Below are 16,530 nucleotides of genomic sequence, written 5' to 3' on the forward strand. Positions count from 1 at the left end.
GACAAAGCGCGGGGCCTTCTCTTCAATGCGCGTCACACCCTCATCGAATGCTCTCCCTGAGCCTCCGACCAAGCGCATGAAGCAATTTCTAAAGAAACTGATTAACCACCCCACCTGGTTCTGCCTAACCTGCCTCACCCTGGGCTCCCTCACTGGCCTGCTCAACGGTCTCTCCTCCCGGCCCTCCGCCCCCCGCCCCGCGACACCGGAACGCGTCTGGAGGTACATTGCCCAAGAAGCGCCCAAGCGCGGGATCGACCCTCAGTTCGTGTACGCCATCGCCTGGGCCGAGAGCAGCCTCAACCCGCGGGCCAGTTCCGGCTACGCCAACGGGATGATGCAGCTCAGCGAAATCGCCTGGGACGAAGTCAGCAACACCTCCTACCAACTGGCCTGGAACTGGCACACCAATGTCTATGTCGCCATTGACTACCTCGCTTTCTGCAAAAACTTTCTGGAGCAAAACGGGCACTTCTCCTATCCCCTGCTGGCTGCCTGCTACCGCTACGGCCCCTACAAGGTCAAGGCCGCCAACTACTCGCTGAGCCAGCTCCCCGCCCCCTCCAACAGGATTTACCAGCAGCTCTTCGCCGGTAACACCGCGCCGGTCAAGACTCCGTAGCCGAGCCTCCTCAGTGAACAACGCCTCCGGCAGCCCCCCGCTGCCGGCGAAAAGCGAGCGGCAAATTCAGTCGCCAGCCGGGCGAACTTTCGCCACCATGCGGTGTTAGACCCCTGCGCGATCACCATGAAAAAAGCGCTTTCTCTCACCGCCGCCCTCCTCCTGCTCACTCTCAGCGCGTGGGTGGCCTGGTCGCTGGGACGCTCCTCGCGTGAAGCACCGTCCGGCCCGTCCGCTTTACAGCCGGAAGCAGTTTTCACTCCGAACGCGGACACCGGTTTCTCGCCCGCTGTTTCCACCGCCCCCTCAACACCCGCCGGACTCGCCACCCCCGATTATCCGCCACCGCCGCCCGGGGCGATTCGCGGCGAGGTGGCGCTGGTTTTTGACAGCCAGGCCGAGTATCAGCAGGCCCTGGCCTGGCTGCGCGAACAGGGGATCGACATCCTCAACACCCTGCCCGGCCTCAACGCCATCCGCATCGGCACCACCGACCCGGCCTGGAAACGCCTCGGCGCCAGCCCCGGCCAGGTGGGGTATAATTTCCCCATCGCGCCGCCTCCACCGGTCGGCGACTCGCCCTACCTCAACGCGGCCAACCTCGGCTTCGGCGAGACCGTGCTGAGCTTTCTCGGCGTGCCCGAGCCAGACCCGCGCTGGGGCCAAGGGGTGACCGTGGCCGTGCTCGACTCCGGCGTGATGAGCGACCATGTCAACCTGGAGGACGCCCGCATCCTTTCTCCCGAGCGCGTCGGCCAGAGCGATCCCGTCGGGCACGGAACGGCGGTGGCCTCACTGATCGCCGGGCAGGACTCCCCCGTCCTCGGGCTGGCCGCGGGCACGACCATCCTAAGCCTGCCCGTGCTCAATGACGACGGCCTCAGTGACACCTTTCGCGTCTCGGCGGCAGTGGTTCAGGCGGTCGATCTGGGGGCGCGGGTCATCAGCATGAGCCTCGGTGCCTATGGCGACAGCGCGGTCCTGAGACAAGCGATCAAGTATGCCCGCGAACACGGGGTCGTACTCGTTGCCTCGGTCGGCAACGACGGAGCCGGGCAGGTCGCCTACCCCGCCGCCTACGACGGGGTGCTCGCGGTGGCGGCGGTTGACGCGCTTTCGCAGCCTGCCTCCTTCTCCAACTACGGCCCGCAAGTGGACATCGCCGCGCCCGGCGTGCAGGTGCCGGTGGCGTGGACCGGCGATCGCTTTGCCAGCGTCTCGGGCACCTCGTTCAGCACCCCGCTCGTGGCGGCCGCCGTCGCGCTCGTGCTCCAGCAAGACCCCCGCCTGAGCGGTCCCGAAGCCGTTCGTGTCGTCCTCGACAACGCCAACGATGCCGCCCTGCCTGGCAAGGACGAGTTCACCGGCGAGGGTGTGCTCAACATTGAGCGCATCCTCGAGCGCAACCGGCGCGGCGTATTCGATGCCGCCGTGGCCAGCTACAACCTCCCGACCGAACCGCTGGCCGGAGCGGACAACCAGATCGACATCACGGTGGAAAATCGCGGCACCGAGTACCTCAGTCAGGTTCAGTTGAATGTCCAGGTCGGCGAGCAGCGCGAAAGCTACTTTCTCGGGGCGCTCAAGCCGGGCGAGATCGCCACCCAGCCGGTCCCGGTCAGCACCAAACTGCTCTCCGCCGGGACTGGTGTCGAGATCCGGGCCTCCGTCAGCATCAACGGCGAGGACTCCCACCCCGCCAACGACTCACGCACGGAGACTCTTCTGCTGCAAACCGCGGAATAAGTCCTTTTTCCCCATCCCAATTCTCAGACCGGCCTGACCGTGGATATAAGCCGTAGCGCCTCCCAACCGGTTTCGCCCTGGCTCTTTGGCAAATTCTCCAAGCACCTTGGCAACAACATCTACGGCGGGCCCTGGTCCGAAGCGCTCGCCCCCCTCAGCCTGGCCGCTATCTCCTGTTAGCGGGACTCGAGCATGCGCATGCGGCGGTGGCGCTGCGGGAAGCGCAGGCTGATGACAGTTCCCGTGCCGGGCTTGCTGTCGATGCCGATCTGGCCGCCGTGATCGCGCATGATGCGCTGGACGACCATCATCCCCAGGCCGTGGCCGCCGGATTTGCTCGTGTAGTAGGGCTGGAAAACCCGGGGCAAATCCTGCTGCGAGATCCCGACCCCGGTGTCGGCGAAAATGAGCGTCACGTAATCGTCGTCGGCGTGGGCGGTGATCTTGAGATCGCCTCCGGCGTCCATCGCCTCCATCGCGTTTTTGGTGATGTTGAAAAACACCTGCTTGAGCTGCTCGGGGTCGGCCATGACCGGCGGCAGGTCTGCCCGTACCTCGACATCGACGTGGATGTTGAGATTGTGTAATTCGGGGCCCTGGAGATTGAGCACGTCGTAGAGGGTTTCGATCAGGTCCGTCTCGCGCAGGTCCGGCGGCTGCGGGCGGATGGCCTGGAGAAAGTGCGTGATGATCCCGTCCAGCCGCTGCACCTCGTTGGTGCAGGCTTCGAGCGAGGATTTGATTTTTTCCGTAGCGGGCTCGCGCCCCAACCGGGAGAGCTGGCGACGCATGAGCTGGAGGTGAATGTTGATTGAGTTAAGCGGGTTGCCCAGTTCATGGGCGACTCCCGCGGCGAGATCGAAGATAGACGAGATGCGCTCGTTGGCGATGCGCTCCTCCGTGGTTGTCTTCTCCTCGGTGATGTCGGAAATGATGATCGCGTAACGCAGTTGGCGCTCCTCCTCCTCCTCGGTCTCGAAGGGCACCACGTAGAGCCGCACGAAACGCGGCTCCGGATAGGTGATCTCAAGTTCGCGCGAGGAGGCGGGCATCATGGCCGGGCTGGCCTCACGGTCGAAATCGAGGATCTGGCTCAAATCGGGCATGACCTTCCAAAGCACGGCGTGCCCGAGGTCTTTCTCCTTCAGCCCGATGAGGTGCGCGGCGGCGGCGTTGGCGTACTCGACTCGCCCCGATTGGTCCACCACGAGGATGCCCTCCTGAATGGTGTTGAAAACTGTCTCCAGCAAGCCGCGTTCGCGGACGAGGCGGCGCACGAGGGTAGCCAGATTGTCCGAATCCAAGTCGTCAATCCGGCCAAGAATGCGGTCAAGGTGGGTGCTTTTCTCTGGCATCGGCTCAGTGAACAAAGTGGTAGGCGTTGAGGTAGCCGATCAACTGGTGGGCAATGTCGGTCTTGGCTCCGGGACCGAAGGCGAGCTTCTCGCCGTCGCTGCCAATGAGCAGCACATCGTTGCGGTCGGACTCGAAGGCGCTCCTGGCCCCGCCAACCCGATTGGCCACGATCCAGTCGAGTTTTTTCTCGGCCAGCTTACGACGCGCGTAGGCCTCGACATTCTGTGTCTCGGCCGCGAAGCCGATCACGATCTGCCCCGGTTGTTTCCCGGCGGCCACGGTTTTGAGAATGTCCTCGACCGGCTCGAACTCCACCGTGAGCGCGAGCTCGTCCTTTTTCACCTTGTCGGGGAAACGCCGTTTCGGACGCATGTCGCAAACCGCCGCCACTTTGATCAGGATATTGCAGAGCGGAAAAAGCTCCTGCACGGCGGCGAGCATTTCTCGTCCCGTGACCACCGGCACGACTTCCACCCCTTCGGGTGCGGGCAGGGCCACCGGCCCGCTGACCAGGTCCACCCGCCAACCGGCGTCACGGGCGGCAGCGGCGAGGGCGTAGCCCATTTTTCCACTGGAAGGATTACTGATAAAGCGGACCGGGTCGAAGTACTCACGAGTGGGGCCGGCGGTGATCAGGCAACGGATAGGGCTTGCGTTCATACGAGGCAGCAGGAAGGTTGTCCCCAAGCATGAGCGACACCGCCCAAGAGTCCACTCCAAAGCCAGCCTCCGAGCGCAGGGAAAACCCCTGGCTGAACCTCATTTTCAACCTCGCCGCCCCCATCCTGCTACTGACCAAGGGCGACAAGTGGTTCGGCTTCCTCAGCGACTCGCAGGTGCTGATCGCGGCGCTGGCCTTCCCCATCGGCTACTTTCTGTACGATCTGAAGATCCGCAAAAAGGTCAACGGCCTCTCCATCCTCGGCTTTATCAGCGTGCTGCTGACCGGCGGCATCGGCCTGCTCAAGCTCAGCCCGATGGTCTTCGCGGTCAAGGAAACACTCCTGCCGCTGATCTTCGGCGTGGCCGTCGTCGCCTCGCTCAAGACGAAAAAGCCCGTCATCCGGATGTTCCTGCTCAACCCGACCGTGATGGAGACCGAGAAGCTCGAAGCCCATCTGGACACCCCTGAAAAGCAGTCCGTCTTTCAGGACATCCTCGTGCGCTGCACCTGGATTTTCGCCTCGTCGTTTCTGGTCAGCGCGGCGGTCAACTTCACCGTCACACGTCTGGTGGTCAAGACCGACCCGAACATCGACCAGGCCGCCTACAACGCCGAACTGGGCACCCAGACCTGGATCACCTGGGTCGTCATGACCGTGCTCACCCTGCCGCTGATGTTCCTGGCCATGTGGTACTTGTTCAAGCGCATCCGCGAGCTGACCGGCCTCGGCATGGAAGACCTCCTGGTGGACCCCAAAAAACAGGCCGCCGTCAAAGCCGGAAGCTGAGTTCCCGCCCTACCCCTCCGCGTCCGGCAACTCCCCGGCGGGCAGATACCAGTCCGGGGCTTCGTCCCGGCACATGACGAGCCGGGGCCGCAGGCCTGGCGGCGAGTCGATCAATCCGGCGGGAACGACATAAACCTTCCCCGAGCGCCCGATATGGGGCAGGAACGACCCGCAGCTACGACAAAACCAGACCGGAAAGCCCGGGTTCGCCCGCTGCTCGACGAAGCGCCCGATCAAGGACTCACCCCGTGTCCAGATCAGCCCGTCGAGCGGGACAATCAAGTTTGAGGCATGGGCGCTTCCGGTCGCTTTGCGGCAGCTTTCACAGAAGCAGTAGCGGAAGTCCAGCGGCTCCGACCTCACGGAAAAGGCCACTCCCCCGCACAGGCACGATCCCGTCAACGGCAACGTTGTCATGCCCACGATTCTACAGCAATCCGCCTGAAAAGAACAGGAGCAGAATTGGAATTTTCAACCGCGGAAACAAAAATGCTCCGGCCATCCTGCGGGGCAGGCGGACCGGAGCATGAGAAAAATCCGTGTATCGGAATGGGCGCGGCGAGGCTTACTCGGCGACCTTGGCGCGATCCTTCATCATGATGTAGTCGCGCTTGTTCTTGCCGATGTAGATCTGGCGCGGACGGTGGATACGGCCTGTGCCTTCGGCGATTTCCTTCCAGTTGGCGATCCAGCCCGGCATGCGCCCGATGGAGAAGATGACCGTGAACATGTCCAGCGGGATGCCGATGGCCTCAAGGATGATACCGCTGTAGAAGTCCACGTTCGGGTACAGCTTGCGGTCCACGAAGTAAGAGTCGTTGAGGGCCTTTTCTTCGAGGCGGCGGGCGATGTCCAGCAGCGGGTTTTTCTTGTTCAGGGCGGCGAAGACCTTTTCGCAGATTTCGCCAAGAATGCGGGCGCGCGGGTCGTAGTTTTTGTAAACACGGTGCCCGAAGCCCATCAGGCGGGCTTCGCCGCGCTTGGCGGCCTCGATGAAGCGGCTGCCGTCATCCCCGGATTCGTGGATCTTCTGGAGCATGCTGACCACGGCCATGTTGGCCCCACCGTGGAGCGGACCCCACAGGGCGCAGACCCCGGCCGAGACCGAGGCAAAAAGGTTGGCCCCGCCGCTGGCGACCATGCGCACGGTCGAGGTGCTGCAATTCTGCTCGTGGTCGGCGTGGAGGAGGAGGATCAGGTCGAGCGCCTTGACCACGTCGTCGTGCGGGACGTAGTCGTGGTAGGGCTCGGAGAAGAGCATGTGCAGGAAGTTCTGGCAGTAGCCCATGCTGTGCTTCGGGTAAACGAAGGGCAGGCCGCTCTTCATGCGGTAGGACATGGCCGCGAGGGTGCGGACCTTGGAAAGCAGGAGCGAGGCGGCCTCGTCGAAGCACTCCAGGTCGCGCTCACGGTTGTTGGTCGCCATCTCGGGGTAGTAGCAGCCCAGGGAGTTCAGCATGGCCGAAAGCATGGCCATCGGATGCGAACTGTGCGGGAAGCCTTCGAAGATGCGGTGCATGCCGACATCGATGCGGGCGTTGCGCAAGACCCGGCCGGAGAATTCCGTCATCTGGCGGCGCTGGGGCAGTTCGCCGTAAATGATCAGGTAGGCCGCCTCAATGAAGGTCGAGCTTTCCGCCAATTGCTCGATGGGATAGCCGCGGTAGCGCAGGATGCCTTTTTCACCGTTGATGAAGGTGATCGAGCTTTCGCAGGAGCCCGTATTGCCATAGCCTTCGTCATAGGTGATGTATCCGCTCTTCGAGCGCAGGGTTCGCGTGTCAATCGCCTTCTCGCCTTCGGTTCCTTCCATCAGGGGGAAGGTGTAATTCTCATTAGCGATACGAATAGTGGCGGTGTCTTCCATGAGCAATTCTTGTTAGTAACTGGGTTGATAACGTAGGTAAAGTAATACGTCTCTTTAGAGAGATTTCACGAAATTGGCATACATTTGCAAGCCTTTGGCCTGACTTTTTTCCGGGTGAAACTGGGTTGCATAGCAGTTCCCATGCGCGATGGCGCTGACAAAGGGGTAGCCATACGCAGTTTCTCCCCAGACCAGCCCCTGCTCCGCGGTCTCGACATGGTAGCTGTGCACGAAGTAAAACTGGTCGCGCTCAAGATCGATCCCGTCGGTCAACGGGGGCGGACTGCCCCGAAAACGCACGGCGTTCCAGCCCATGTGCGGGATTTTGTACTCGGGGCCGAGCCGGAAGCGTTTCACCCGCCCCGGAAAGATGCCCAGCCCCGCCGTGTCACCCTCCTCCGAGTGCTCGAAAAGCGTTTGCAGCCCCAGGCAGATGCCGAAAAAGGGCCGGTCCTGCGCGATCCATTCGCGGATTGTCTGAGCCCAGCCGGTCTTCTCCAGACGGGCCATGCAGTGCGGGATGGCTCCCTGCCCCGGGAAAACCACGGCGGCGCTCTCCTCCACCCCGTCCGGCGTGGCCGCCAGACGGATTTGCGCACCAGCGCATTCCCAGGCGCGGCAGACGCTGCGCAGGTTTCCCATCTCGGGGTCGATCACTGTAACGATTGGGGCTTTATCCCTCATGAGCCCTCCAACCTGCGCGCCCGCAACGACTTTGTCAAATCCGGGTTCACGCGAAAGCCGCTCCGGTGGCTAACCCGGCGTCAGTTCACCCCTGCTTTCGCCCGCCTAAAGTAAACCCATGCCAAGCCCAACCCGCTCAAAACCGGAGCCAACAGATAAGCAACCAGTTGCGTCGTCTGGGTGATCAGGATTTCAGGTGTCGAGTCAGGATACAATTCCGGCGGAAACGGCAGCAAATCATGTTCGTTCAGCAAAGGAGCGAGTTGCCCGGTCGAAACCGCTATCAACTCCAGCAACAGGAGCAGAACGAGAACGGTCAGGAAAACCCCGCCAGGCTCCGCCCTTACCCGTTGTCCCAGGCGAGCCGCCGCGTACATCAAATACCCCAGCACCAGTCCCGGTCCAAACGTCGCCATCACGGCAAACCCAAGGGCCAGCAGGGTGATGTTCTCCGTGTCGAAGATCGCGGGATGGAATTCCGTAAAATGCCGCGCGCTGACCCGTATCAGGTATTGGTCATGCAAAATCCCGTACGCCACCACCATCGCCGCCGTTCCCAGGACAATCTTGAAAAACGCCGGATACTCAGCTTTGAGGATGAGACGCATGCCGCTTATAGATAAAAAGCTGCCCGTACAGTCCGCTCACCACGCGTGGGGCATAGTCGCTCCAACCCGCCTTCCTCCGGGGTAGCCGCCTTTCTGGCGGCGTAGGGGGACCCCGTCCCCCTCATAGCCACCGGGTGCAACCCGGCCTAGGTGAGGAGGCCCTTGGTGCTGGGGAGGCTGTCGGCCTGGCGCGGGTCAACCCGCGTAGCCATATCGAGCGCGCGTGCAAAGCCCTTGAAGAGCGCTTCGGCCACGTGGTGCGGCTCCTCGCCGTACTCGAGGCAGAGGTGCAGGTTCGCGCCGCAACTGTTGGCGAAGGCCTGGAAAAACTCCTTGAAGAGCGCGATGTTGAAGTCGCGGACAAAGAGCACGGGCGCCTCCACCTTATAGACGAACAGCGGGCGGTTGCTCAAATCGAGCGCGACGCGCACCAGCGTTTCGTCCATCGGCAGGAGGAAAAACCCGTAGCGCACGATGCCCTTCTTATCGCCAAGGGCTTCCTTGAACGCTTCCCCCAACACAATGCCGAGGTCTTCCACCGTGTGGTGGTAATCCACCGCGATGTCGCCGGAGGCCGTCACCGTGAGGTCAAACAGCCCATGCCGGGCAAAGAGGTCGAGCATGTGGTCCACGAACGGGATGCCGGTATCGATCTCGGCCTTGCCGCTGCCGTCGAGGCAGAGGCTCAGCGAGATGTCGGTCTCCTTGGTCGTGCGTTTCCGCTCGGAGCGGCGTTCTAATTGATTTTCAGCCATGAATCGACGGCATCGCGGTAGCGCTGCATTTCTTTTTCGGTGCCCAGAGTGACGCGCAGGAAGCTCTGAGTCAAGGGATGCTTCGGGAAGTAACGCACCAGCACGCGGCGGGCACAGAGGGCGTTGTAAAGGCTCTCGGCCACCTGCGGCCCGGACTGTCCCGCACTGTTCCTGGGCTCCACGAAGTGGAAATTCGTCGCGGAGGCGTAGCAGAACCAGCCCTTGAAGGCGTACCACTCGGCCATCTGCGAGCGCACGGTGAGGATATCCGCCGTCACCTGCCGGTAGTACGCACCGTCTCCGAGCGCGGCCAGTGCCCCGGCCTGGGCGAGGCGGTCGAGGTTGTAGCTCTCGCGCACGCGGTCGAGCACCTCAATGATTTCCGCCGAGGCCAGCGCGTAGCCGACGCGCAGTCCGGCCAGCGAAAAGGCCTTGGAAAAACTCCGCACAATAACCACGTTCGGGTGCCTCGCCAACAGCGCGACCGCATCCTCGCCGGCAAAGGGCGCGTAGGTCTCGTCGATGACAAGGATCCCCTCGAAAGCCGAGGCCGCGGCCTCCACCTCCTTGCGGGTAAACCCCACCCCGGTGGGCGCGTTAGGCGAGGTAAGGAAAAAGATGTTCGCCCCGCAATCGCCAATGGCTTTGGGGTCAAGTTTCATCGAGCGGTCAAAGGCCACCTCGATCATTTTCGCCTGCTGGACCTCGGCCAGCACCTCGTAGAGCGAATAGCTCGGCACCGTCATCCCGGCCGCGCGCTCCGGCCCGGCAAAGGCGCGCATGAGCAGGTTGAGCACGTCGTCCGCCCCGTTACCGGCCAGCACCTGGTCGGGCTTGAGCCCGTGGTGCGCCGCCAGCGCCTGGCGCAGCGGGATCGACAAGGGGTTCGGATAAAGCCGCAGGCGCGTGCCCTCCCCGTCCAGCTCGCCCCGGATCGCCTCCAGCACCTTCGGGCTGGGCGGATACGGGTTCTCATTGGTGTTGAGCTTGACCCAGTCGCCGCCCGAAGGCTGCTGACCGGGTACATACGCGTGCAGGCGCCGGATGTGGGGATTGGCGCGGGAAAGAGGATTATAGCCCTTGCTCATGACTCAAGGCGTATCTTGAGCGAACGGCTGTGCGCGTCAAGCTGCTCCATCTCGCCGAAGGCCTCGACCGTCGGCCAGGCCTTGGCCCCGCTGCGCTGGTCGTAGCAGACGATGCTCGTGCGCCGCATGAAATCCCAAACCTGGAGACCGCTGAAGAAACGGCCCGTGCGGTCGGTCGGCAGGGTGTGGCTCGGCCCGGCCACGAAGTCGCCCAGCACGGTCGGTGTGTACCCGCCCAGGAGCATGGCCCCTGCCGTGGTGATCGAGCGGATCAGCTTGCGTTCCTTGCCCTTCTCCACCTGGAGTTCCAGGTGCTCGGGGGCGATGAGGTTGGCAGCCTCGGCGGCCTGCTCCAGCGAGCTGACCTTGACCGCCGTGTAGTGCTTTTTCAATACGGCCTTGATCTTCTCGGCGTGCGAAAGCGAAACGACCTGTTTCTTCATCTCGGTCTCAACGGCGTTGATAACCTTTTCCGAGGTCGAGACGAGGTAAACCTTTTCCTTGCCCGTGCCGTGCTCGGCCTGGGCCAGCAGGTCAGAAGCGATAAAGGCCGGGTTGGCGGAGGCGTCGGCCACGACCAGGATCTCGCTCGGGCCGGGTAGCAGGTCCACCCCGACCTGCCCAAAAAGCTGGCGCTTGGCCTCCATCACGTAGGCATTGCCGGGGCCGTAAACCTTATCCACGCGCGGGATGGTCTTCGTGCCGAAGGCCATCGCGGCCATCGCCTGGACGCCGCCGACCTTGTAAACTTCCTTCACCCCGCAGTAGTGCAGCGCGGCCAGCAGGCCAGGGTTCACCGAACCATCGGCCTGAGGCGGTGTACACACGACCATATTCGGGACACCCGCGAGCTTGGCGGGGATGGCCGACATGATGACAGTCGAGACCAGCGGCACCTGCCCGCCGGGGATGTAGAGACCGGCCCGCTCAATCGGGTAAAACTCCTCCCCCACGGTGGCGCCGTGGCGGTTCTTGGCGCGCCAGGCTTTGGGCAGCGTGCGCCGGTGGAAATCGCTCACCCCGGCGATGGACTCGCGGATGGCCTTGCGGCGGGCGGGTGTCAGGGTCTTTGGCGCGGCCTTGATTTCTGCGGGGTCAACTCGCAGCTCGGACGCCTTAAGCTGCGCCCGGTCGAACTTCTCGGTGTAGCGCAGCACGGCCTTGTCGCCCAGCTTGCTGACGGCGTCGAGGATCTCGCGGACCGTGGAGGCGACGGAGGTGTCGCTGAGCGCCTTTTCGCGCTCCTTGATCAGCCGGGCCGGAACCCCCGGCGCGTCATAGTTAAGAAATTTTCCTGCCATTAGGGCTTCAGTGAAGCGGGTATGGCGGGAAAATCAAAGATAGAATCATCAACCGGCTCGTTTATCAGAATCTTTTCAAAGACCACCGAGCGAATCAAATCCCCCTCCTCGTCGTAGGTATCGACTTTTCTCGGGAAAACAATGCCGTCCACGGTTACGCTGTCGCTCTCGATCATCTCCTGATTGCTCTCGCCGTTGATAGTGGAGACGAGCTCGTAGTTGTCCTTGGCAAAGTAGCGGATATAGAACAGGCCGCAGGCGTAGGAGAAGCGGATCTTGTAGCAATCCCGCCCCCGCACCTGCTGCGTGCCCTCAAGTGTGATCTCACCGCCTGTGCGGTGGAACGGCCCCTCGAAGAAGTACAGGTTTTCGGCCGCGTTGGCCAGCAGTCGGCGCACGCGGTTGGAGTCGAGTACGATAACTCCGCTCTTGAATTTGTCCTCTTTGTTGACGATTTCGACAAAGCCCTCGAAACCGTTGACGCCAGTCGAACGCTTCAGGGTGGGCGAATCGACGACCAACAGTTGCTTGTCCGGCTTCTTGAAAGTCAGCACGAGCGAGTCCTGCGCTTCGCCATCGGGACCATAAACCCGCCCCTCGTAGCGCAGCGTCTGCACCGCCTCCAGCTTCTTCTCCGGCCCGAGCCGCTCACGCGCCTTGGTTAGAATATTTTCCACCTCGCCCCCGAAAGCGGCTGAGGTGAATACGAAGGCAAAAATGAGGAGGGTATGGTAACGGGTCATGGTGAATTCAATCCAATAGGCCTATACTGACAATGTGTGAAACAAAAAGTGCCCTCCGTTTTACCGGAGCAGCCCCTTCCTACTCCCACTCAATCGTGCTCGGCGGCTTGGAACTGATATCGAGCACGACGCGATTGACGCCCTTGACCTCGTTGATGATGCGCGAGGAGATCGTCTGCAGGATGTCGTGCGGGATGTGCGCCCAGTCTGCTGTCATGGCATCCTGGCTCTCCACCACGCGCACGGCGATGACGTAGTCGTAGGTGCGCTCGTCGCCCATCACCCCCACGGTCTGGACCGGCAGAAACACGCAGAACGCCTGCCAGACCTTTTCGTAGTAGCCGGTACGCTTCATCTCCTCCAGCAGGATGGCATCGGCCTCGCGCAGGATTTTCAGGTACGAGGACTTGATCTCGCCGATCACGCGCACGCCCAGACCGGGGCCGGGGAACGGGTGACGCCAGACCATTTCCTTCGACAGGCCGAGTTCCTCGCCCAGGGCTCGGACCTCGTCCTTGAAAAGCTCGCGTAGCGGCTCCAACAGCTTCAGCTTCATGCGCTTGGGCAGGCCGCCGACGTTGTGGTGGCTCTTGATAAGCGCAGCCGGGTTGCCCCCGATGGCGACGCTCTCAATCACGTCCGGATAGAGCGTACCCTGCGCCAGGAAGTCCACCTGGCCGATTTTCGTGACCTCCTCGTCGAAGACCTTGACGAACTCGCGGCCGATGATCTTGCGCTTGCGCTCGGGATCGGTCACGCCCTTGAGCTTCTTGAGGAAGCGCGAGCCGGATTTGGCGACTTTGAGGTTGATCTTGAAATGCTCGCGGAAGATGCGCTCGACCTTTTCGCGTTCGCCCTTGCGCAGCAGGCCGTTGTCAACGAACACGCAGGTGAGCTGCTTGCCGATGGCCTTGTGGATGAGCGCGGCGGCCACCGACGAGTCCACACCGCCACTGAGGCCGAGAATGACGCGCTTGTCACCGACCTGCTCACGGATCGCCTGGACGGCAGTCTCAACGTAGTCGGACATCTGCCAGTCGCCCTTGCATCCGCAGATACGCGTCAGGAAGTTGCGGATAATCTCAATCCCGCGCTCGGAGTGCACCACCTCGGGGTGGAACTGCATCCCGTAAATCTGGCGCTTGGCGTCCTGGACCACGGCCACGTCGGAGTTTTCCGTGGAGGCGATGGCCTCGAAGCCCTTCGGCAGCTCGATCACGCGGTCGCCGTGCGAATTCCAGACCTGGAGGCTGGCGGGCAGTCCGGCCAGGAGCTTGCCCTTTTTGCGGATTTTGAGCGTGCCCTTCCCGAACTCGCGCTGGCGGCTCTTTTCGACCTTCCCGCCGAGGAGGTGGCCGATCAACTGGAGCCCGTAACAGATGCCCAGCACCGGGACGCCGAGCTCGAAAATCTTCGGGTCCGGGCGGGGCGACTTCGGCAGGAGAACACTGCTGGGACCGCCTGAGAGGATGATACCCTGAACCCCGTCCTTCTTCAGCTCAGCGGTACTGACACCGAAAGGATAGATTTTGGAATAGACGTTACATTCGCGGATGCGGCGGGCGATGACCTGCGTGTACTGCGAACCGAAATCGAGGACTGCGATGATCTGAGACATGGATGCTTCTTAACTCAGAATTTCAATTTGGCGTTTTCAAACCCGCAATGCGGGCAGCGAGAGACTTCGCGCGTGCCGCGCTCCGAGTAGAGCGTGCCACACTTGATACAATGAAAGGTATGCCGGACGCGAATGCGCTCGTATAGCCGAACATCCCGGCGGTCGTAGTAGAACCACAGGCCGAGGATGACCGCCATGCCAGCGCTGACGTAGAGAAATGTGAATACAGAGAAATCAATGTCGATCACGTCCGGCTAAAAGCAAAGCGACGCGCTCCGGCAGGGAGGCGCGTCGCAGTGGAAAGGTTTCATGCCCGGCACGAAAGCGGCGTTACTTCTTTTCCTCGCTGTCTTCGGCTTTGGCTTCGGCAGCTTCGGCCTCTTCGGCAGGAGCCTCCTCAACGGCGGCTTCTTCGGCCTTGGCTTCCTTGGCGGCAGCCTTCTTGCCCTTGGCAGGCGCCTTCTTGGCACCGCTCTTGCGCTTGGACTTCTTGGCGTAGCCCTCGTCGTCAGCGGCGATCAGCTCAATCAGGGCCATGTCGGCGGCGTCACCGATACGGGGGATGAGCTTATAGATGCGGATGTAGCCGCCGTTGCGGCTGGCGAATTCGCTGGCGCGCTCGTCGAAGAGCTTCTTGACAGCGTCCACGTCGCGGATGCGAGCGATGGCCAGGCGGCGGTAGTGAAGCTTACGGGCCGGATCTTCGGTGGCGGCTGCTTTGCAGGCCAGCGTGATCAGCTTTTCGGCGAAGGGGCGCAGGGCCTTGGCCTTGGACAAGGTCGTCTTGATGCGGCCGTGCGTGAACAGAGCCGTCGCGAGATTTGCCATGAGCGCGCTGCGGTGGGCCGTTTTGACCCCGAGGACGTGCCGGTGTTTGTTATGGCGCATGACTTAAAGATGTATGAGTAAGGTTATTCGCTGATGGTTTTTTCCAGAAGACGCTCGTCGAGCTTCATCCCGAGGGACAGACCGAGCTGCTCGAGCTTGGCCTTGATCTCGTTGAGGGACTTCTTACCGAAATTACGGTACTTGAGCATTTCCTGCTCGGTCTTCATTGCCAGTTCGCCGACGGTGGTGATGTTGGCGTTGTTCAGGCAATTAGCCGCACGAACGGAGAGCTCGATTTCGTTGACGCTCATGTTAAGCAGCTTGCGCAGGCGGTTCTGCTCTTCGCTGATCTGCTTGCTTTCGCTTTCGAACTCGACCCGCTCCTGGCTGACCTCGTCGAAGACGTCTAGGTGGTGACGCAGAATGGCTGCGGCTTCCTTGAGCGCGTCGTCCGGGCTGATGCGCCCATCGGTCTGCACTTCGAGGATGAGCCGGTCGTAGTCGGTCATCTGGCCCACACGGGTGTTTTCCACCGAGTACTTGACCAGGCGAACCGGGCTGAAAAGCGAGTCAATCGGAATCAGGCCGATGATCTGCTCTTCGCGCTTGTTTTCGTCGGCGGTGCAGAAACCGCGACCAACCTTGACTTCGATCTCGGCCAGGAAGCGGCGCTTCTTGTCGAGATGGCAAATGACGTGATCGGGATTGAGGACCTTGACGTTCGAGTCTTCACGGATGTCACCGGCAGTGACGGGGCCTTCCTTGTCCACGTCAATAAGAAGGCGGGCGCCTTCGCGACGATGGCAAAGCAGGAGGACTTTCTTCAGGTTCAGGACGATGTCGGTGACATCTTCGACCACGCCGTCGATGCTCTGGAACTCGTGATCGACGCCGTCAATCTTGATGCTGCTGATGGCGGCACCTTCGATCGAGCTAAGCAGGACGCGGCGAAGGGAGTTGCCGATGGTGTGCCCGTAGCCGGTTTCAAACGGCTCGGCGGTGAAGGCGGCATACGTGTCGGTGGCGGTGGCCTCATCCTTGACCAGCCGCTTGGGAAGCTCAAACTTGCCCAGGCGTTTGAGCGAGTTGGCGGGAGCGGAATTCTGGTCGGCGACGGTGGCTTCTTCGACAGTGCTCATAGGTATAAAGGAATGGGTGATTTTTTAAGGAGAAACAGCGGTAAACCGCACCAGTTACGGTACGGTTTAGCGGCTGTAGAACTCAACGATGACCTGCAGGTTGATGCCCTGCTCCATCTCCTCGGCGACGGGGAGGCGGTTGGCCGTGGCGCGAAGCGCGTCGTGGTCGAGAGCGAGCCAAGCCGGGATCGTGCGGTACTGGCTGTCTTCCAGATTGCGGGTGGCAAGCTGGCGCGAAGAAGTACGGTCGCGCACTTCGATGATGTCGCCCGGCTTCACTTCGTAGCTGGCGATGTCAACCTTGTGGCCGTTGACCTGAATGTGACCGTGGCAGACGAACTGACGGGCAGCCTGGCGTGAACGGGCCAGCCCAAGCTGGTAGATCACATTGTCGAGGCGCGTTTCGAGCAGTTGGAGGAAAATTTCACCGGTCACACCGCGCTGGGCCTTGGCCTTGTCGAAGGTGCGGCGGAACTGCTTTTCCGTCAGGCCGTACATGTAGCGCAACTTCTGCTTTTCGTTCAGACCGGTCGAAAAGTCCGAGGTCTTGCGGCGCAGGCGCGGGCCGTGGATGCCGGGAGGGTGCGGCTTGCGTTCGAACGCCTTGCTGGGCGCGAAGATCGCCTGACCGAAGCGGCGATTGATGCGGGTGGTAGGTCCGGTATAACGAGCCATGTGGTGTAATCTATCTGATTGGCAGTCGGGTTAAGCCCGCCGGCTTGCC

19 protein-coding genes are annotated in these 16,530 nt (G+C 61.9%); 4 read left to right on the forward strand and 15 right to left on the reverse strand.

Features of this window, described 5'->3' with window-relative positions; all coding sequences use genetic code 11:
* The first annotated feature begins 76 nt into the window (after positions 1-76).
* The 3 genes from H5P28_RS03310 to H5P28_RS03320 all read left to right on the forward strand — a co-directional run bounded on the left by H5P28_RS03310 (position 77) and on the right by H5P28_RS03320 (position 2,548).
* Positions 77-622: a lytic transglycosylase domain-containing protein gene (locus H5P28_RS03310; RefSeq protein ID WP_185674292.1), complete on the forward strand. Its 546-nt coding sequence runs from the start codon at positions 77-79 to the stop codon at positions 620-622.
* A gap of 126 nt (positions 623-748) precedes the next feature.
* A complete protein-coding gene (locus H5P28_RS03315) occupies positions 749-2,368 on the forward strand; it encodes a S8 family peptidase (protein ID WP_185674293.1) in 1,620 nt (539 codons plus the stop codon).
* Positions 2,369-2,407: 39 nt separating this feature from the next.
* The gene (locus H5P28_RS03320; protein ID WP_185674294.1) at positions 2,408-2,548 is read left to right on the forward strand and encodes a hypothetical protein; all 141 of its coding nucleotides are present in this window, start codon (positions 2,408-2,410) and stop codon (positions 2,546-2,548) included.
* Here H5P28_RS03320 and H5P28_RS03325 read toward each other — a convergent pair.
* The gene (locus H5P28_RS03325; RefSeq protein ID WP_185674295.1) at positions 2,545-3,723 is read right to left on the reverse strand and encodes a sensor histidine kinase; all 1,179 of its coding nucleotides are present in this window, start codon (positions 3,721-3,723) and stop codon (positions 2,545-2,547) included. The two genes, H5P28_RS03320 and H5P28_RS03325, sit on opposite strands and share 4 nt — an antisense overlap.
* A gap of 4 nt (positions 3,724-3,727) precedes the next feature.
* Positions 3,728-4,384, reverse strand: coding sequence for a phosphopantothenoylcysteine decarboxylase domain-containing protein (locus tag H5P28_RS03330; protein WP_185674296.1), 657 nt, complete (start codon positions 4,382-4,384; stop codon positions 3,728-3,730).
* 29 nt (positions 4,385-4,413) lie between these two features.
* Here H5P28_RS03330 and H5P28_RS03335 point away from each other — a divergent pair, with 29 nt between their 5' ends.
* Positions 4,414-5,175, forward strand: coding sequence for a VC0807 family protein (locus H5P28_RS03335; RefSeq protein ID WP_185674297.1), 762 nt, complete (start codon positions 4,414-4,416; stop codon positions 5,173-5,175).
* A 9-nt stretch (positions 5,176-5,184) separates the two neighbouring features.
* Here H5P28_RS03335 and H5P28_RS03340 read toward each other — a convergent pair whose 3' ends face one another.
* The 13 genes from H5P28_RS03340 to rpsD all read right to left on the reverse strand — a co-directional run bounded on the left by H5P28_RS03340 (position 5,185) and on the right by rpsD (position 16,481).
* Complete coding sequence (locus tag H5P28_RS03340; protein WP_185674298.1) at positions 5,185-5,592, reverse strand: GFA family protein; 408 nt, start codon at positions 5,590-5,592, stop codon at positions 5,185-5,187.
* Positions 5,593-5,740: 148 nt separating this feature from the next.
* Positions 5,741-7,042, reverse strand: a complete 1,302-nt coding sequence (locus H5P28_RS03345) for a citrate synthase (RefSeq protein ID WP_185674299.1) — start codon at positions 7,040-7,042, stop codon at positions 5,741-5,743.
* Between the two features lie 54 nt (positions 7,043-7,096).
* Positions 7,097-7,726 carry an imidazole glycerol phosphate synthase subunit HisH gene (hisH, locus tag H5P28_RS03350; protein WP_185674300.1) on the reverse strand — a complete coding sequence of 210 codons (630 nt, stop codon included), beginning with the start codon at positions 7,724-7,726 and terminating at the stop codon, positions 7,097-7,099.
* 80 nt (positions 7,727-7,806) lie between these two features.
* On the reverse strand, positions 7,807-8,334 hold the full coding sequence (locus tag H5P28_RS03355; RefSeq protein WP_185674301.1) for a hypothetical protein: 528 nt from the start codon (positions 8,332-8,334) through the stop codon (positions 7,807-7,809).
* Between the two features lie 146 nt (positions 8,335-8,480).
* Entirely contained in the window at positions 8,481-9,089 is a 609-nt protein-coding gene (hisB, locus tag H5P28_RS03360) for an imidazoleglycerol-phosphate dehydratase HisB (RefSeq protein ID WP_185674302.1), read from the reverse strand.
* Entirely contained in the window at positions 9,071-10,177 is a 1,107-nt protein-coding gene (hisC, locus tag H5P28_RS03365; protein WP_185674303.1) for a histidinol-phosphate transaminase, read from the reverse strand. Before hisC ends, hisB begins: the two co-directional genes overlap by 19 nt.
* Positions 10,174-11,478, reverse strand: coding sequence for a histidinol dehydrogenase (gene hisD, locus H5P28_RS03370; RefSeq protein WP_185674304.1), 1,305 nt, complete (start codon positions 11,476-11,478; stop codon positions 10,174-10,176). Before hisD ends, hisC begins: the two co-directional genes overlap by 4 nt.
* A complete protein-coding gene (locus H5P28_RS03375; RefSeq protein ID WP_185674305.1) occupies positions 11,478-12,221 on the reverse strand; it encodes a LolA family protein in 744 nt (247 codons plus the stop codon). Before H5P28_RS03375 ends, hisD begins: the two co-directional genes overlap by 1 nt.
* Before the next feature lie 79 nt (positions 12,222-12,300).
* Positions 12,301-13,839, reverse strand: a complete 1,539-nt coding sequence (guaA, locus tag H5P28_RS03380) for a glutamine-hydrolyzing GMP synthase (protein WP_185674306.1) — start codon at positions 13,837-13,839, stop codon at positions 12,301-12,303.
* A gap of 14 nt (positions 13,840-13,853) precedes the next feature.
* Positions 13,854-14,087 carry a hypothetical protein gene (locus H5P28_RS03385; RefSeq protein ID WP_221773347.1) on the reverse strand — a complete coding sequence of 78 codons (234 nt, stop codon included), beginning with the start codon at positions 14,085-14,087 and terminating at the stop codon, positions 13,854-13,856.
* Between the two features lie 82 nt (positions 14,088-14,169).
* On the reverse strand, positions 14,170-14,727 hold the full coding sequence (rplQ, locus tag H5P28_RS03390) for a 50S ribosomal protein L17 (RefSeq protein ID WP_185674307.1): 558 nt from the start codon (positions 14,725-14,727) through the stop codon (positions 14,170-14,172).
* Between the two features lie 23 nt (positions 14,728-14,750).
* A complete protein-coding gene (locus tag H5P28_RS03395; RefSeq protein ID WP_185674308.1) occupies positions 14,751-15,806 on the reverse strand; it encodes a DNA-directed RNA polymerase subunit alpha in 1,056 nt (351 codons plus the stop codon).
* A gap of 66 nt (positions 15,807-15,872) precedes the next feature.
* Positions 15,873-16,481 (reverse strand): 30S ribosomal protein S4, encoded by a 609-nt coding sequence (gene rpsD, locus H5P28_RS03400; RefSeq protein WP_185674309.1) that lies wholly within the window; start codon positions 16,479-16,481, stop codon positions 15,873-15,875.
* Positions 16,482-16,530 lie beyond the last annotated feature (49 nt).

Source organism: Ruficoccus amylovorans, from assembly GCF_014230085.1.
In the GTDB taxonomy this organism is placed as follows: Bacteria; Verrucomicrobiota; Verrucomicrobiia; order Opitutales; family Cerasicoccaceae; genus Ruficoccus; species Ruficoccus amylovorans.

Bases quoted from the DNA above. Each gene is read 5' to 3' on its own strand.
- H5P28_RS03395 (WP_185674308.1), bottom strand. From the start codon at position 15,806: ATGAGCACTGTCGAAGAAGCCACCGTCGCCGACCAGAATTCCGCTCCC.
- hisB (WP_185674302.1), bottom strand. From the start codon at position 9,089: ATGGCTGAAAATCAATTAGAACGCCGCTCCGAGCGGAAACGCACGACC.
- H5P28_RS03345 (WP_185674299.1), bottom strand. From the start codon at position 7,042: ATGGAAGACACCGCCACTATTCGTATCGCTAATGAGAATTACACCTTC.
- hisH (WP_185674300.1), bottom strand. From the start codon at position 7,726: ATGAGGGATAAAGCCCCAATCGTTACAGTGATCGACCCCGAGATGGGA.
- H5P28_RS03330 (WP_185674296.1), bottom strand. From the start codon at position 4,384: ATGAACGCAAGCCCTATCCGTTGCCTGATCACCGCCGGCCCCACTCGT.
- guaA (WP_185674306.1), bottom strand. From the start codon at position 13,839: ATGTCTCAGATCATCGCAGTCCTCGATTTCGGTTCGCAGTACACGCAG.
- H5P28_RS03315 (WP_185674293.1), top strand. From the start codon at position 749: ATGAAAAAAGCGCTTTCTCTCACCGCCGCCCTCCTCCTGCTCACTCTC.
- H5P28_RS03325 (WP_185674295.1), bottom strand. From the start codon at position 3,723: ATGCCAGAGAAAAGCACCCACCTTGACCGCATTCTTGGCCGGATTGAC.
- rpsD (WP_185674309.1), bottom strand. From the start codon at position 16,481: ATGGCTCGTTATACCGGACCTACCACCCGCATCAATCGCCGCTTCGGT.
- H5P28_RS03355 (WP_185674301.1), bottom strand. From the start codon at position 8,334: ATGCGTCTCATCCTCAAAGCTGAGTATCCGGCGTTTTTCAAGATTGTC.
- H5P28_RS03375 (WP_185674305.1), bottom strand. From the start codon at position 12,221: ATGACCCGTTACCATACCCTCCTCATTTTTGCCTTCGTATTCACCTCA.
- H5P28_RS03335 (WP_185674297.1), top strand. From the start codon at position 4,414: ATGAGCGACACCGCCCAAGAGTCCACTCCAAAGCCAGCCTCCGAGCGC.
- rplQ (WP_185674307.1), bottom strand. From the start codon at position 14,727: ATGCGCCATAACAAACACCGGCACGTCCTCGGGGTCAAAACGGCCCAC.
- H5P28_RS03310 (WP_185674292.1), top strand. From the start codon at position 77: ATGAAGCAATTTCTAAAGAAACTGATTAACCACCCCACCTGGTTCTGC.
- hisD (WP_185674304.1), bottom strand. From the start codon at position 11,478: ATGGCAGGAAAATTTCTTAACTATGACGCGCCGGGGGTTCCGGCCCGG.
- hisC (WP_185674303.1), bottom strand. From the start codon at position 10,177: ATGAGCAAGGGCTATAATCCTCTTTCCCGCGCCAATCCCCACATCCGG.
- H5P28_RS03340 (WP_185674298.1), bottom strand. From the start codon at position 5,592: ATGACAACGTTGCCGTTGACGGGATCGTGCCTGTGCGGGGGAGTGGCC.